At 66.2% G+C, this 15,475-nt stretch carries 16 protein-coding genes; 9 read left to right on the forward strand and 7 right to left on the reverse strand.

Going from position 1 to position 15,475, the window contains the following annotated elements:
• Nucleotides 1-59 precede the first annotated feature (59 nt).
• Nucleotides 60-1,415 (forward strand): metalloprotease PmbA, encoded by a 1,356-nt coding sequence (pmbA, locus tag AC3QL3_RS06900; protein WP_492897639.1) that lies wholly within the window; start codon nucleotides 60-62, stop codon nucleotides 1,413-1,415.
• A 73-nt stretch (nucleotides 1,416-1,488) separates the two neighbouring features.
• Nucleotides 1,489-1,896 carry a DUF4870 domain-containing protein gene (locus tag AC3QL3_RS06905; RefSeq protein WP_492897640.1) on the forward strand — a complete coding sequence of 136 codons (408 nt, stop codon included), beginning with the start codon at nucleotides 1,489-1,491 and terminating at the stop codon, nucleotides 1,894-1,896.
• Nucleotides 1,897-1,941: 45 nt separating this feature from the next.
• On the opposite strand, the gene AC3QL3_RS06910 is transcribed toward AC3QL3_RS06905, so the two are convergent.
• The 7 genes from AC3QL3_RS06910 to tdh all read right to left on the reverse strand — a co-directional run bounded on the left by AC3QL3_RS06910 (nucleotide 1,942) and on the right by tdh (nucleotide 8,780).
• Nucleotides 1,942-3,525, reverse strand: a complete 1,584-nt coding sequence (locus AC3QL3_RS06910) for a POT-type proton-dependent oligopeptide transporter (RefSeq protein WP_492897641.1) — start codon at nucleotides 3,523-3,525, stop codon at nucleotides 1,942-1,944.
• 34 nt (nucleotides 3,526-3,559) lie between these two features.
• Nucleotides 3,560-4,756, reverse strand: coding sequence for a dipeptidase (locus tag AC3QL3_RS06915; protein WP_492897642.1), 1,197 nt, complete (start codon nucleotides 4,754-4,756; stop codon nucleotides 3,560-3,562).
• Nucleotides 4,757-4,771: 15 nt separating this feature from the next.
• Nucleotides 4,772-5,656 (reverse strand): (2E,6E)-farnesyl diphosphate synthase, encoded by an 885-nt coding sequence (gene ispA / locus AC3QL3_RS06920; protein WP_492898886.1) that lies wholly within the window; start codon nucleotides 5,654-5,656, stop codon nucleotides 4,772-4,774.
• A 129-nt stretch (nucleotides 5,657-5,785) separates the two neighbouring features.
• Complete coding sequence (locus tag AC3QL3_RS06925; protein ID WP_492897643.1) at nucleotides 5,786-6,046, reverse strand: exodeoxyribonuclease VII small subunit; 261 nt, start codon at nucleotides 6,044-6,046, stop codon at nucleotides 5,786-5,788.
• A gap of 20 nt (nucleotides 6,047-6,066) precedes the next feature.
• Nucleotides 6,067-7,395: a tRNA lysidine(34) synthetase TilS gene (tilS, locus tag AC3QL3_RS06930; RefSeq protein ID WP_492897644.1), complete on the reverse strand. Its 1,329-nt coding sequence runs from the start codon at nucleotides 7,393-7,395 to the stop codon at nucleotides 6,067-6,069.
• 31 nt (nucleotides 7,396-7,426) lie between these two features.
• On the reverse strand, nucleotides 7,427-7,735 hold the full coding sequence (locus tag AC3QL3_RS06935; RefSeq protein WP_492897645.1) for a hypothetical protein: 309 nt from the start codon (nucleotides 7,733-7,735) through the stop codon (nucleotides 7,427-7,429).
• A 7-nt stretch (nucleotides 7,736-7,742) separates the two neighbouring features.
• Nucleotides 7,743-8,780 carry an L-threonine 3-dehydrogenase gene (gene tdh / locus AC3QL3_RS06940; RefSeq protein ID WP_492897646.1) on the reverse strand — a complete coding sequence of 346 codons (1,038 nt, stop codon included), beginning with the start codon at nucleotides 8,778-8,780 and terminating at the stop codon, nucleotides 7,743-7,745.
• Nucleotides 8,781-8,878: 98 nt separating this feature from the next.
• On the opposite strand from tdh, the gene miaA reads away from it, so the two are divergent.
• The 7 genes from miaA to AC3QL3_RS06975 all read left to right on the forward strand — a co-directional run bounded on the left by miaA (nucleotide 8,879) and on the right by AC3QL3_RS06975 (nucleotide 15,452).
• A complete protein-coding gene (gene miaA, locus AC3QL3_RS06945) occupies nucleotides 8,879-9,832 on the forward strand; it encodes a tRNA (adenosine(37)-N6)-dimethylallyltransferase MiaA (RefSeq protein ID WP_492897647.1) in 954 nt (317 codons plus the stop codon).
• 150 nt (nucleotides 9,833-9,982) lie between these two features.
• Entirely contained in the window at nucleotides 9,983-10,264 is a 282-nt protein-coding gene (gene hfq / locus AC3QL3_RS06950) for an RNA chaperone Hfq (RefSeq protein ID WP_492897648.1), read from the forward strand.
• A 90-nt stretch (nucleotides 10,265-10,354) separates the two neighbouring features.
• Nucleotides 10,355-11,734 (forward strand): ribosome rescue GTPase HflX, encoded by a 1,380-nt coding sequence (gene hflX, locus AC3QL3_RS06955; protein WP_492898888.1) that lies wholly within the window; start codon nucleotides 10,355-10,357, stop codon nucleotides 11,732-11,734.
• Between the two features lie 178 nt (nucleotides 11,735-11,912).
• Nucleotides 11,913-12,962, forward strand: coding sequence for an FtsH protease activity modulator HflK (hflK, locus tag AC3QL3_RS06960; protein WP_492897649.1), 1,050 nt, complete (start codon nucleotides 11,913-11,915; stop codon nucleotides 12,960-12,962).
• Nucleotides 12,962-13,822 (forward strand): protease modulator HflC, encoded by an 861-nt coding sequence (gene hflC, locus AC3QL3_RS06965; RefSeq protein ID WP_492897650.1) that lies wholly within the window; start codon nucleotides 12,962-12,964, stop codon nucleotides 13,820-13,822. Before hflK ends, hflC begins: the two co-directional genes overlap by 1 nt.
• Nucleotides 13,819-14,001, forward strand: coding sequence for a DUF2065 domain-containing protein (locus AC3QL3_RS06970; RefSeq protein WP_492897651.1), 183 nt, complete (start codon nucleotides 13,819-13,821; stop codon nucleotides 13,999-14,001). The genes hflC and AC3QL3_RS06970 overlap by 4 nt, the downstream gene beginning before the upstream one ends.
• Nucleotides 14,002-14,159: 158 nt before the next feature.
• Nucleotides 14,160-15,452, forward strand: coding sequence for an adenylosuccinate synthase (locus tag AC3QL3_RS06975; RefSeq protein ID WP_492897652.1), 1,293 nt, complete (start codon nucleotides 14,160-14,162; stop codon nucleotides 15,450-15,452).
• Nucleotides 15,453-15,475: the final 23 nt, after the last annotated feature.

The following is a 15,475-nucleotide window of genomic DNA, read 5'->3' on the forward strand; positions in this document are numbered from 1 at the left end:
CGGAACGAAAAGCATGCCGCACGGCGGCGAAACCCGCTACGGCGAACCAAGGAAAATCCGTGAACTCAGTATTGAACCACGATAACGGCTCCGCCGAACTCGAGCGCCTGGCGACGATCGCCGAAGAGGTGATCCGGCGCTGCCGCGCCAAGGGCGCCAGCGAAGCGGACGTCGCCGCCAGCGTCGACGCCGGCCTCAGTGTGGGCGTGCGCCTGGGCGAAGTCGAGACGGTCGAGCGCACGCGCGACCGCGGCGTTTCGCTGACGGTGTATTTCGGCCGGCGCAAGGGCTCGGCCAGCACGGCCGATCTCGATCCGGCCTCGATCGAGCAAACCGTCGAGCACGCCTGCGCGATCGCGCGCTACACCGAGGAAGACGCGGCCAACGGCCTCGCCGACGCCGATTTGCTGGCCAAAGACATTCCCGATCTCGACCTGTGGCATCCGTGGGACGTCACCGCCGAAGAAGCGATCCGGCTCGGCATCGAGATCGAGGACGCCGGCCGCGCGTTCGATCCGCGCATCGGCAATTCCGACGGCGCCTCGGTGCAGGTCGGCGCTTCGATGACCGCCTACGCGAATTCGCTCGGCTTCGTCGGCACCGAGCGCGGCACCCATCATTCGCTGTCGGTCGCACTGATCGCCGAAGACGACAACGGCATGCAGCGCGACTACTGGTACGACAGCGTGCGCGCGGCCGGCGACTTCGCCACGGCGCAGTCGATCGGTCGCCGCGCGGCCGAGCGCACGGTCGCGCGGCTCGGCGCGCAGCGTCTGTCCACGCGCGAATGCCCGGTGCTGTTCGTGCCGGAAGTCGCGCGCGGCTTGATCGGGCATTTCCTGTCGGCGGTCAGCGGCGGCTCGATCTATCGCAAGACCAGTTTTCTGGTCGATCACGTCGGCAAGAAAATCTTTCCGGACTGGATGGAGATCGTCGAACGTCCGCACATCCCGCGCGGCCACGGTTCCACCGCGTTCGACGGCGAAGGCGTCGCCACGCGCGACTCCGATCTGATCAAGGACGGCGTGCTCGCGCGCTACATCCTCGGCAGCTACTCGGCACGCAAGCTCGGGCTGCGTTCGACCGGCAACGCCGGCGGCATCCACAACGTCGTGGTGCGGCCCGGGGCCGACGACTTCGCCGCGCTGCTCAAGCGCATGGGCACGGGACTGATGGTGACCGAGCTGATGGGGCAGGGCGTTTCGCTGATCACCGGCGACTATTCGCGCGGCGCCACCGGTTTCTGGATCGAGAACGGCGAGATCGCTTTTCCGGTCGAGGAAATCACCATCGCGGCCAATCTGCGCGACATGTACGCCAACATCGTCGCGATCGGTCGCGACGTCGATCCGCGCTCGCACATCCTGACCGGCTCGATCCTGCTCGAGAAGATGACTGTCGCCGGCGACGCCTGAAGCATGACTTCCCGCGGTTGACCGCCCCCACGCATCGCGCGAGAGTGGGGGCGACACTCAAAGGAGAGCCGTCATGACCGAGACCGAAACCCCGCGTTCACCGATCGAGCAGCCGCCGGCCGTGCAGTCGAGCGACGAGCGGACCTGGGCGTTGATCGGCCACCTGTCCGCGTTCAGCGCGTTCATCACCTTGATCGGCGGTGTGGTCGGGCCCTTGATCGTATGGCTGGTCAAGCGCGATACGCTGCCGTTCGCCGCGGAGCAGGCTAAGGAAGCACTGAATTTCAACATCACGGTCGCGATCGCGTTCGTCGTGTTGACGGTGTTCACGATCATGACCTTAGGCATCGGCATCGTGCTGGCGTGGCCGGTCGGCGTGGCCTTGTTCATCGCTTGGATCGTGTTCACGATCATCGCCGCGATCAAGGCGAACGAAGGCGTCGCCTACCGCTATCCGTTCACGCTGCGGCTGGTTTCCTGATCCACTCCGACGTCTCTCTCCCGTTTGCGGGAGAGAGACATCTCGTCACGCTCGATAGTGGTCCTGCATCGGATATCGACGCGCATACAGCGCGAAGACGAGCGCGGCGAGGAAGGCGAAGCCGGCGAAGAAGAACATCAGGAACGCGGTCTGTCCGAAGCCGGTGCTGGCGATCTGCGCGGTGACCGCGTCGTTGCGCACGGCGGCATTGGTCACCAAGACCCATAGGTTGCCGTAAGACACCGACAGCAGCCAAAAGCTCATGATCGCGCCCTTCATCGAACGCGGCGCCTGGCTGTAGGCGAATTCGAGCCCGGTCGCCGACACCAGCACTTCGCCGAAGGTCAGCAGCGCGTACGGCGCGATCTGCCAGGCGATCGAGACGGCGTCGCCGCCGTCGATGGCGAGCTGGATCAGGCCGGCGACGACCCAGGCCAATCCCGAGAACGCCAGGCCCACGCCCATGCGCCGGAGTGCCGTGACCTCGAGGCCGAGGCGGCGCAGGAACGGATACAGCACCAGATTGTTGAACGGGATGATCAGCATCACCATGATCGGGTTCAGCGCCTGCATCTGCGCCGGCGATTTCACCAGCCAGCCCGGCCACCACCACTGCTCTTCCGGCATGCGCATCGCATTGCCCTGAATCACCCAAGTGGAAGCCTTCTGATCGAACAGCGACCAGAACGGCGTGACCAGGGCGAACACGATCAGGATGCGCAGCACCGCGCTGACGCCGTCGACCGCTTCGTCGGGATGCGTGCCGCGCGCGCGTTCGAGTTGCATCGACGCACCGATGCCGCCGAACGCGATGAGCAGGCCGAGCGCGAGCAGCACCGCGATGACGAAATCGGAGCGAATCAGCCATGCGATCGCCGCCAGCGCCAGCGCGGCGCCGATGCCGGCGACGATCAGGCCGGGCCGGCCGCGGCCGGGCGCTTGGGCGAGCAGCGCGGTGCGCATCACGCGCAGAAACGAATGCGGATTGGGCGGCGTCGGCGGCACCATCACGTATTTCTTGCGGCCGAGCCAGAGAATCAGGGTGGCGACGAACATCAGCACGCCCGGAATGCCGAACGCTACCGCCGCGCCGTAGTTGCGCAGGAAGATCGGCATCAAGAGCGATGCGAAGAACGAGCCGAAGTTGATCGTCCAATAGAACGCGTCGTAGACGATTTTCGCGAGATGCTTGTTGCTCTGGTCGAATTGGTCGCCGACGAAGGCGGACACCAGCGGTTTGATGCCGCCCGAGCCGAGCGCGATCAGCAAAAGGCCAGCGTAAAAGCCGAGCCGGTGTTCGGTCGACAGCGCCAGGCAGACGAAGCCGAGGCAGTACACCAACGACAGCCACAGCGTCGTCTGGTACTTGCCGAACCAGCGATCCGACAGCCAGCCGCCGAGCAGCGGGAAGAAGTACACGCCGATGACGAAGGTGTGGAACACGTCCTTGGCGATGCCGGCGCGTTCGGCTTCCGGCGCGTACAGCAGCAGCGAGCCGATCAGGAACGGCGTCAGGATGTTGCGCATGCCGTAGAAGCCGAAACGCTCGCCGGCTTCGTTGCCGATGATGTAGGGGATCTGGCGCGGGATGCGCGCTTGGGCAGTCGCGGAGGGAGCGGCGGTCGTCATCGGATCCCTTCGGTCGGGGTGCGGAGCGGCAAGCCTAGCCGAAGCTGCCGGCGCGCGGTTCGCTGGCGATAGCGGCATTTGCCGGCGGCGCCGGCCACACCTCGCGCAGCAAGCGATTGAAATTGCCGCCGAGGATCTTCGCGATGCGGCCGTCGGAATGGCCGTGCTGCGCGAGCAGGCCGGCCAGGCGCGCGAAGCGGTCCGGCGTGTTGAGGTCGGGCAGATAGGTGTAGACGTCCGGCTCTTCGCCGGGGGCGGAAATGCCGAGCGCGCGGCGCTTTTCGACTTCCTCCGCGTGTTCCTTGCGGGTTTTGGCGTCCAGCTCGAGCGGCGAGAGAGTGGTGTCGCTGCCGAGGCCGACGTGGTCTTCGCCGCACACTTCGATCGCGTGCTCGATGTGCGCGATCAAGTCGACCGCATGCGGCTGGCCGCGCTCGCGCAGGAACGGCATGAAGTAGATCCCGACCACGCCGCCGCGATCGGCCAGCGCCTTCAGCTCGCGATCGGTCTTGTTGCGCGGATTGCGGTTGAGTGCGGCGCAGCCGCTGTGCGAGATCGCGATCGGCGTTTTCGATGCCGCGATCGCGTCGAGTGTGGTGCGCTCGCCGGCGTGCGAAAGATCGATCAAGAGCTTGCGCTCGTTCAAGCGCGCGACCAGATCGCGGCCGAATCCGCTCAAGCCGGCATTGCTGCTTTCCAGGCAACCATCGCCGACGAGATTGCGCCGGTTGTAGGTGAGTTGAAAGATGCGCACGCCGAGCTGCTCGAACAGGGCGACGCGATCGAGATTTTCGCCGAGCGGCGTTGCGTCCTGAAAACCGTAGACGAGGCCGAGTCTGCCGCTGCGCTTGGCGAGGTCGATGTCGGCGCTGCTGCGCACGACCAAGAGGCGATCGGGATGCGCCTCGACTTGCGCATTCCACCAGGCGATGGCGCGGATCGTCGCGTCGTAGTCGCGCGCATAGCTGCCGACTTCGCTGACCGTCAGATTCGCCACCGTAACGCCGGATGCGCGCGCGTGGTCGAGCGCTTTTTGCGACAGCACGCCGGCCGGGTCGTCGGGCGAGCCGTCGGGACCGCCGAGCGCATCGATCACGAGCGCGTCGCGATAGCCTTGCCAGCCGGGGCGCGCGGTCGCTTCAGCCGCCAGCAAGCGGCGCGGCAACAGCAGCGGTGCGCCGAGTGCGCAGAGCGCGCGCAGCGCATCGCGACGAGTGGTGGTGAGAGGCATCGTGCGTTGCTTCCGTCAGGATCGGCGTTCGGCGACGAAACGGGCGAGATCGCGCAGCGGTTCGGCGCGCGCGTCGAGCGCGGCGATCGCGGTGAGTGCGCGTGAAGTCAGCGCCGAGAGTTCTTTGCGCGAGGCGTCGAGGCCGAGGATCGCCGGATAGGTCGGCTTGTTCGCGGCGGCGTCCTTGCCCGCGGTCTTGCCGAGTTCGGCGGTGTCGGCTTCGATGTCGAGCAGGTCGTCGCGAATCTGGAAGGCGAGGCCGATGCAATGGCCGTAGTCTTCCAGCGCATCGAGCGTGCCACGCTCGGTGCACTGAGCGGCGAGCGCGCCGAGCCGCACCGAGGCGCGGATCAGGGCGCCGGTCTTGTGCACGTGCATGCGCTCAAGTTCGGCCGCCGACAGCGGCTGCCCCACCGCGGCGAGATCGAACGCCTGGCCGCCGGCCATGCCGTGCGAGCCGCAGGCTCGCGCCAGCGTGCGCAGCATGTCCAGGCGCGTCGTCGAATCGACCTGCAAGGCGGCTTCGTCGGTCAGCACTTCGAACGCGAGCGCCTGCAGCGCGTCGCCGGCGAGGATCGCCATCGCCTCGCCGAAGGCAACGTGGCAGGTCGGGCGGCCGCGGCGCAGCGAGTCGTCGTCCATCGCCGGCAGGTCGTCGTGCACCAGCGAATAGGCGTGGATGATTTCGACCGCCGCGGCTGCCGCGTCGAGCGCGGCGGGCGCGGCGCCGAAGGCGGTCCCGGTCGCGTAGACGAGCAGCGGACGCAAGCGCTTGCCGCCGCCGAGAACGGCGTAGCGCATCGCACGATGCAGTTCGATCGGAGGCTGCTCGTCGGGGGGCAGGAAGCGCGCTAGCGCGTCATCGGCGCGCGCGGACAGCGCCAGAAGTTCGGGAGTCAGTTCGGTCACGAGAGTCGCTCAATCTGAAAAGTGCGGCGATGGAAAACCGCGCTGGACTTACGGGTCGCCGCGAGGCTGCATCGCTTCAAAGGCGAACCGGAGCGGCGATCATGGATGATCGCAAGCTCGTCAAGGCGGATCGTCGGAATCGCCGTCGAACGCTCGCGCGGTTTCCGGCAGATTCGGATCGAGCAGCTGGCTCACGCGCAGTTCGGCTTGTTCGAGCGCGTTCTGGCAACTGCGATACAGCGCGATGCCGCGTTCGAATGACTGCAGCGAATCGTCGAGGCTGAGTTCGCCTTGTTCCATCCGCACGACCAGTTGTTCGAGCTCGTCGAGGGACTGTTCGAACTGAGCGATTTGCGAGGTTTCGGAGGCGGTTTGCGGCATCGCATGAAGCTAGCATGGGTTCATGCGATCGTCCATTCGAGCCGCGCGCCGGCTTGCGCGAAGCGCTCGGCGCCGCGCTCGCTGAGCCACAGATCGGACACCGCGAGCAGCACTTCGCCGCCATCGCCGGTTTCGAGCAAGAGCGGCAGCTGACCGCGTTGCCACGGCGGAATGCCTGCTTCTTGGAACAGGTCGCGCAATTCGCGCGTCGGGCCACCGCCGGCCAGGCGCAGGGTTTCGCCGCCGCGGCGAAAACGTACCAACACCGGCGTGGTCAAGGTGCGCAATTCGCCGTCCGCGCCGGTCAGGCGCAGACGGCCGAGACGATTGGGCAGGCGCAATTCGCGGCCGTCGAAGGCGGCGCTCCAATCGGAGTCTGGAAACTGCTGCGGTTGCAGCGCGTACAGAAGTTCGCGATAGCGGCGCACCTCGACCCCGGGCCAGCGCAGGCACGGCTGGCGGTCCTCGCCCGCTTCGCCGAGCTGGCGCACCAATTCGGCCGCTTGATACTGCGTGGGCTCGGGCAAGTCGAGCGAGCGCAGCCAGCGCCGCAGCACCGGATCGCGCAACGCGCGCGGCAGCGCCAGCCATTGGCGATAGTGCAGGGTGGTCGGGTCCAGCCCCTGCGCACGCGCCAGCGCGCGCTCGGCTTCGTTGTCGATGAAGTCGGCGGCGTCGCGTGCCCAGGCCGCGCTTTGCGCCATGCTCGCTTCCGCCTCCGGCCAGCGGCGCAGAATGTGCGGCACGATCTGCAGGCGCAGGTAGTTGCGATCGATGGTCGGATCGGCGTTGCTCGGATCTTGAATCCAGCTCAGATGGTGGCGATCGGCGTACTCGCGCAGCGCCGCGCGCGGGATCGACAGCAGCGGCCGCCAGGCGTAACCGTCGCCGAAACGGCGCAGCGTGCGCATCGCGCCGATGCCTTCGGGGCCGGCACCGCGCAACAGCTTCAACAACACGGTCTCGGCTTGGTCGCTGCGATGATGCGCGAGCGCAAGGATTTCGCCCGGCGCGAGCAGCGCTTCGATCGCGCCGTAGCGTGCGCGGCGTGCGCTCGCTTCCAGCCCCAAGCCGGGCACGCGCGCGACGTCGATGGTGCGCACGGTCAGTTCGACGTCGAGTCCGTGTGCGAACTCGCGGCAGTGGCGCGACCAGCTCGCGCTGTCGGCGTGCAGGCTGTGATCGATGTGCACGGCGCGCAGTCCGCGCGCGCGCGCCGCGGTCGAATGCGCTAGCGCATGCAGCAACACGCTGGAATCGAGTCCTCCGCTCAACGCCGCCGAGAGCGGGCCGGGCGGCAGCTCGGCGAGGCGGGATTCGATCAGTTCGCGCAGGCGGCGGATAGGCATGCGAATGCGCTCGATGAAGGACTCGGGAAAACTACGGCTTTTGCGGCTCAGCCGGGTCGGCGTACGGCCGGTCGCTGCGCGGTGCTTGCGGCAACTGCGCGTCCAGCGATTCGCGATAGCGGATGCAGCCGCGCAGGAACTGCGGCCAGGCTGGAACCGTCGGCAGCGGATCGGTGCGTTCCGGCAGCAGCGACCACAGCGCCGGATGGTGCCAGCACAACTCGTGGCCACTGCTGTCGCGATGCTGGCGGATGCCGTGCCGCAGCCGCCGCACTTCTTCGACGAGCCGTTCGCGCGTCATCTGCGCGAGATCCGCGTCGACCGGCTCGCCCGTGTTCATGGCGGACTCAATTCCACGAGCACACCACCTTGCCGCAATTGCCCGAATCCATCAGGTCGAAACCCTTCTGGAAATCGTCGATGTGGATCTGATGCGTCAGCACTTTCTGCAGCGGAAAGCCGGTCAGCACCATCTGCGTCATCTTGTACCAGGTCTCGTACATGCGACGGCCGTAGATGCCGTGCAGCACCAATCCCTTGAAGATGACCTTGTCCCAGTCGATGCCGGCGCCGTTGGGCAGGATGCCGAGCAGGGCGACTTTGCCGCCGTGGTACATGCAGTCGAGCATGTCGTTGAACGCGCGCGGATTGCCGCTCATTTCCAGCGCCACGTCGAAGCCTTCCATGTGCAGGTCCTTCATGACCTCCTTGACCGACTGCTTGGACACGTTGACCACGCGCGTCGCGCCCATGTCGGCGGCGAGCTTCAGGCGGTAGTCGTTGACGTCGGTGACGACCACGTTGCGCGCGCCGATGTGCTTGCAGATGCCGGCGGCGATGATGCCGATCGGGCCGGCGCCGGTGATCAGCACGTCTTCGCCGATCAGGTCGAACTCGAGCGCGCAGTGCGCGGCATTGCCGTAGGGATCGAAGAAGGCGGCCAGTTCGGACGGAATCTGGTCGGGGATCGGCCACAGGTTCGATGCCGGCACCGCGACATACTCGGCGAAGGCGCCGTTGCGGTTGACGCCGATGCCGACCGTGTTCGGGCACAGGTGCTGCTTGCCGGCGCGGCAGTTGCGGCAGACGCCGCAGACGATGTGGCCTTCGGCGGAGACGCGTTGGCCGAGCTGGTAGCCGCGCACGCCGGCGCCCATGTCGACCACGCGGCCGACGAATTCGTGGCCGATCACCAGGCCCGGCTTGATCACGCGCTGCGACCATTCGTCCCATTTGTAGATGTGCAGGTCGGTGCCGCAGATCGCGGTCTTCTCCAGCTTGACCAGCACGTCGTTCGGGCCGATCTCCGGCACCGGCACTTCCTCCATCCAGATGCCGCGCGCGGCTTCGCGCTTGACCAGGGCCTTCATCATCGCTTGCGACATCGTTCGTTCCTGTGGGCGGATAGGCGAGGCCGGCGATTATAGTTCCGTGCGCCGTGTGAGCAGCGCGTCACGACCTCCGCGTTTCAGGGAATCTTGCGATGTCTTCGATCGACCGCCGTCCGCCCGCGATCTTCCTGATGGGACCGACCGCATCGGGCAAGACCGCGCTCGCCTGCGCGCTGGCCGACCGCTTTCCGCTGCAGCTGATCAGCGTCGACTCGGCCCTGGTCTATCGCGGACTGGAGATCGGCGCGGCGAAGCCGGACGCGGCCACCTTGGCGCGTTACCCGCACCGCCTGATCGACATACGCGAGCCGACCGAGCCGTATTCCGCGGCCGACTTCCGTACCGACGCGCTGACCGCGATGGGCGAGGTCACGCGCGCGGGCGCGGTGCCGCTCCTGGTCGGCGGCACCGGCTTGTACTTCCGTGCGCTCGAACGCGGTCTATCGGAGTTGCCGGAGGCCCATCCCACCGTACGCGTGCGTCTGGCCGAGGAAGGCGCGCGCTTGGGCTGGGCGGTTCTGCACGCGCGCCTGGCGGCGCTCGATCCGGTGGCGGCCGAGCGCATTCGTCCGGGCGATGCGCAGCGCATCCAGCGCGCGCTCGAAGTGATCGAGCTCAGCGGCCGTCCGCTCAGCGAACAACAGGGCGCGCCGCCGCGGCGCCCGCCGTGGCGGATCCTGAAGCTGGCGCTGCTGCCGGGCGCGCGCGCTCCGCTGCACGCGGCCATCGCGGCGCGCTTCGAAGGGATGCTGGCGGCCGGCTTTCTGGACGAGGCGAGGCAGCTTTTGGCCGCCGTCGGACCGCAGTTCGAGCTGCCGGCGATGCGCGCGGTCGGCTATCGTCAGGCGTGGCCGCACCTGGCCGGAGAGATCGATCGGGCGACCTTCGCGGAGCGCGCGATTTTTGCGACGCGGCAACTCGCGAAGCGTCAGATCACCTGGCTGCGAAGCGAGCTGGATGCGCGCATTTTCACGTCCGATAGAACCGATTTGACCGAACATGCGCTGCAGGCGGTGAAGGCATTTCTGCCCCGGATCACGACCTAGGGTAGGGCGCCGTTTTAATTGTCGGAACAAATCGTTAAGATGCGTTCTTGTATGAACGCGGGTTGAATCGGGCGTTGCGCGGGAGTCTCTCCCTGATGCGCCGCGTGACTTTTTGCCGGTTCGCGAATTTCGTCGTCGGAGAAGAAGACCATGTCCAAGGGGCAGTCGTTGCAGGATCCGTTTTTGAACGCGTTGCGCCGTGAGCGCGTGCCGGTGTCGATCTATCTGGTCAACGGCATCAAGCTGCAGGGCACCGTCGAGTCGTTCGATCAGTTCGTCGTGTTGCTGCGCAATACGGTCAGTCAGATGGTCTACAAGCACGCGATTTCGACCGTCGTGCCGTCGCGCAACGTACGCGTGGGCGGCCCGCAGGACGGCACCACCGGCGGTCACGCCGTCGCCGTGGACGCGGCGGACGAAGGCACCGCCTGAGTCGGCAGGGGACGGCAGCGGAGCGCGATGCGCTTGAATTCGTCCGTGCAGGACGCATCCATTGCCGTTCCCAACCGAAGGTAATTCCCCCTGTTCGAACGATCCAGAAAAGGCGAGCGCGCGCTGCTGTTGCAGCCGCAGGCGCCCGGTCAGCGCGATCCGCTCGCGCTGCAAGAATTTGGTGAACTCGCGCGCTCGGCCGGCGCTACCGTGGTCGGCTCGCTCAGCGCTCGCGTCGAGCGGCCCAACCCGCGCTATTTCGTCGGCGAAGGCAAGGCCGAGGAACTGAAGGCGCACAAGCAGTCGCTCGATGCCGACCTGATCCTGGTCAACCATGCGCTCAGCCCGGTGCAGGAGCGCAATCTCGAAAAGCTGACCGAGTGCCGCGTGGTCGACCGCACCGGCTTGATCCTGGACATCTTCGCGCAGCGCGCTCGCTCGCACGAAGGCAAGCTGCAGGTCGAGCTGGCCCAGCTCAAGCACATGGCTACGCGCTTGGTGCGCGGCTGGACCCATCTCGAGCGCCAGCGCGGCGGTGCCATCGGCCTGCGCGGTCCCGGCGAAACCCAGCTCGAACTCGATCGCCGCCTGCTCGGCGAGCGCGTCAAGCAGTTGCAGAAGCGCATGGAAAAGGTCGAGACGCAGCGCGCCACCGCGCGCCGCTCGCGCCAGCGCAATGCGCTGCCGGTGGTGGCCTTGGTCGGCTACACCAACGCCGGCAAGTCGACCCTGTTCAACACCCTCACCGGCTCGGGCGTATACGCCGCCGACCAGCTCTTCGCGACGCTCGATCCGACCCTGCGCCGGCTCGAAGGACTCGCCTGCGGTCCGGTTCTATTGGCCGACACGGTCGGCTTCATTCGCGATCTGCCGCACGATCTGGTCGCCGCGTTCCGCTCGACCCTGGCCGAAGCGCGCGATGCGGATCTTTTGCTGCACGTCATCGACGCATCCGATGCGGAACGCGACCAGCGCATCGACGACGTGCAGACGGTGCTGGCCGAAATCGGCGCCGACGATCTGCCGCAGGTGCTGGTCTTCAACAAGATCGATTTGCTGCGCGCCGACGCTGCCGCCGATGACGCTGAAGAACCGGCGGCCGCTCCGGCGGAGACCGCGTACCGATTGGATTACATCGACGGCGGCGAACTGCCGCGCGCCTGGGTATCGGCGGTCAGCGGTGCCGGGCTCGAAGGCCTGCGCCTCGCGATCGAGCAGCGTTTGGGCAGCGAGCGCGTCAATGCGGAGCTGAACCTGCCGCCTTCCGCCGGACGTCTGCGCGCGCGCCTGCACGAGCAAGGCTTGGTCGCCGACGAACGCGCCGACGAGGCCGGCTGGCGCATCCGCATCGATGCGCCGCGCGCGCTGCTCGAACCCCTGTTCGGCTTGCCGCACGGCGACGGCGAGTGGCTGCGCGAGCATTTGCTTGCCGCGGTAGAAGCCCCTACCTACAATCGGGTCACAGTTTGACCGTGGCAATCGACGGTATTTGCGATCGCTCTTGATCGCTTTTTGATGTGGCCGCCGAGTCTGCGGTGGCCGGTATCGACGACGCCGGAAGCGGCGATCTCAGGCCGCACTTTTCAGTGAAGCCAAATCGGTGAAGCTCAGAATGTCGGCAAATTCGCCGGCCGCGAGGTAGCGAGTAATGGCGTGGAATGAACCCGGTGGCGGTAAGCAGCGCGATCCCTGGCGCGACAACGGCGGCAACGGTTCCGGCGGTCCGGATCTGGATGCATTGACGCGGCGTCTGCGCGAGCTGTTCAACCGCCTGTTCGGCGGCCGCGGCGGCGGTCCCGGCGTCGCCATCATCGCGATGCTGCTGGTCTGGCTCGCGTTCGACAGCGTGGCCCTGATCAAGGCCGGCGAGTCGGGCGTGGTGCTGCGCTTCGGCGAGGTCACGCGCCTGATGACCCCGGGCATCAACTTCAAGCTGCCGCGCCCGATCGAGACTTTGTACAAGGTCAACGTCGGCGCGGTGCGCAATACCAATGCGCAAGTGCGCATGCTGACGCGCGACGAGAACATCGTGCTGATCGACTTCAACGTGCAATACCTGGTCACCGATCCGCAGCGAGCGCTGTTCAGCGTGCGCGATCCGGACGGCACGCTCGGCCAGGCCGCCGAAAGCGCAGTGCGTTCGGTGATCGGCGCCGGCACGATGGATACGATCCTGTCCGGCCAGCGCGCCGAACTGATCACGCGTGCCAAGCAGCAGCTGCAGGCGACGCTGGACCAGTACAAGACCGGTCTCACGGTGAACGCGCTCAACTTCCAGAACGTGCGTCCGCCGCAGGAAGTCAAAGACGCGTTCGACGACGCCAGCCGCGCTTTGCAAGACAAGCAGCGTCTCGAAGAAGAAGCCAAGGCCTACGCCAGCAAGGTGGTGCCGGAGGCGCGCGGCGACGCCGCCACCACACGCGCCGAAAGCGAGGGCTACAAGAGCGAGCGCATCGCGAATGCCGAAGGCGATGCGCAGCGCTTCAATCTGATCCAGTCGCAGTACAAAGCCGCGCCGGAAGTCACGCGCAAGCGCATGTATCTGGAGACGATGCAGAAGGTGCTGGAGAACACGCCGAAGATCATCGATTTCTCCGGCGGTAAGAACATTCTGTCCTTGCCGGCCTCGCCGGAAATCCGTGCCGCGGCGCCGGGTGCGACGGTCGTCGCGCCCGAGTCGAGCAAGGGAGGTCGCTGATGCGTTTCGCTTCCATTGTCGCCGTCGTACTTGCGCTGATCATCGCGGCCAGCTCGGCCTTCGTCGTCAACGAAGGGCAGACCGCGATCCTGTTGCAGTTCGGTCGCATCGTGCGCACCGGTTACGCCCCCGGCCTGCACTTCAAGATTCCGCTGGTGCAGCAGGTGCAGCGTTTCGACAAGCGCATCCTCACGCTGGAATCGGCGCCCGAGCGTTATCTGACCTCGGAGAAGAAGGACGTCAACATCGACTTCTTCGTCAAATGGCGCATTACCGATGCGGGCAAGTACTACGTCTCGGTCGCCGGTGACGAAGCGCTGGCGCAAAAGCGCATCGTGCCGTCGGTGATGGACGGGCTGCGTACCGCGGTCAACTCCAAGACTCTGCAGGAGCTGGTTTCCGGCGGACGCGCCGATCTGACCCAGACGCTGATCGCCGAAGCGAACCGCGCCACCGAAGGCTTCGGCATCGAAGTCGTCGACTTGCGCATCAAGCGCATCGACCTGCCCGAAGACGGCAGCGTGATCGGCTCGGTCTATGAGCGCATGCGCTCGGAACGCAAGAAAGTCGCCAACCAGCTGCGCGCCGAGGGTGAAGAGGTGTCGCGCACGATCCAGGCCGACGCCGATCGCCAAGTGCAGGTGATCAAGGCCGAGGCATATCGCGACGCGGAGAAGATTCGCGGCGAGGGCGACGCCACCGCCTCGCAGACCTACGCCGCCGCCTACGGGCGCGACGCCGAGTTCTATGCCTTCTATCGCAGCCTGGAGGCTTATCGCGAGTCGTTCGCGAAGCCGAACGGCATGCTGGTGCTCGATCCGAAGAACGAATTCCTGCATTACCTGCAAGAAAGCAAGTGAGCGAATTCGCGGCGGCGCTGTGTCTGGTGCTGGTGTTCGAGGGCTTGTTTCTGTTCGCCGCGCCGCGCGCGTGGAAGCGCATGGCCGAACAGATGCAACAAATCGATCCACGTTCGATGCGTATGATCGGCGGCGCGATGGTCGTGGTCGGGTTGATCGCGTTGAAGATCGTGCATTGAGGGGCTGGGATTAGGGATTCGGGATTGGGGATTCGTAGAAATCCTCGACACCGAATGGCGTGCCCCGAGCCGTCTCGTCCGTGGTCCGTGCGGTTTATTCCGATCTAGCGATTTGCTTCGTTTCTTTTTCCGGTTTTCAATTTTCTGGCGAGAACATCATGGGTAAGTCGGTAGTCATTCTTGGAGCCCAGTGGGGCGACGAAGGCAAGGGCAAGATCGTCGACCTGTTGACGCAGGACATCGGCGCGGTGGTGCGCTTCCAGGGCGGGCACAACGCCGGCCATACCCTGGTCATCAAGGGCAAGAAGACCGTGCTGCACCTGATTCCGTCCGGCATCCTGCGCGACGACGCGCTGTGCCTGATCGGCAACGGTGTCGTGCTCTCGCCGGCAGCGCTGCGCAAGGAAATCGAAGAACTCGAAGCGAACGGCGTCGAAGTGCGTTCGCGCCTGAAGATCAGTCCGGCCACGCCGCTGATCATGCCGTACCACATCGCGCTCGATCAGGCGCGCGAGAAGGCCGCCGGCGGCAAGGCGATCGGCACCACCGGCCGCGGCATCGGCCCCGCTTACGAAGACAAGGTCGCGCGCCGCGGCATCCGCGTCGCCGATCTGCACTATCCAGAGCAGCTTGCCGAGCTGCTGCGCACCGCGCTCCACTACCACAACTTCGTCCTGACCCAATATCTCGGCGCCGAAGCGGTCGATTTCCAGAAGACCTACGACGAAGCGCTCGCCTTCGGCGAATACGTGCAGCCGATGAAGTCCGACGTCGCCGGTCTGTTGCACGAACTGCGCAAGCAGGGCAAGCGCGTGCTGTTCGAGGGCGCGCAGGGCGCACTGCTCGACATCGATCACGGCACCTATCCCTACGTCACCTCGTCCAACACCACCGTCGGCGGCGCGCTCGCCGGCTCCGGCGTCGGCGCCGACGCGATCGACTACGTGCTCGGCATCGCCAAGGCCTACGCCACGCGCGTCGGCGGTGGTCCGTTCCCGACCGAACTCAACGACGAGATCGGCCAGGGCATTCGCGACCGCGGCCAGGAATACGGCGCTTCGACCGGACGTCCGCGCCGCTGCGGCTGGATGGACATCGTCGCGCTCAAGCGCGCCGTCGCGATCAACGGCATCACCGGCTTGTGCATCACCAAGCTCGACATCCTCGACGGCATGGAGAAGCTCAAGATCTGCATCGCCTACGAGTACCGCGGCAAGCGCACCGAATACGCGCCGCTCGATGCGGCCGGTTGGGACGAATGCACGCCGGTGTACCTCGAATTCCCGGGCTGGCAGGAATCGACCCACGGCATCACCGAATGGGACAAGCTGCCGCCGGCCGCGCGCGCCTATCTGCGTGCGCTCGAAGAGCTCGCCGGCTGCCAGCTGGCAATCGTCAGCACCGGGCCGGACCGCGACGCCAACATCGTGTTGCGCGATCCGTTCTCCTGAAATCGTTTTGTTGGGCGACTTCG

This window comes from Dokdonella sp. GW821-FHT11D02, from assembly GCF_058808595.1.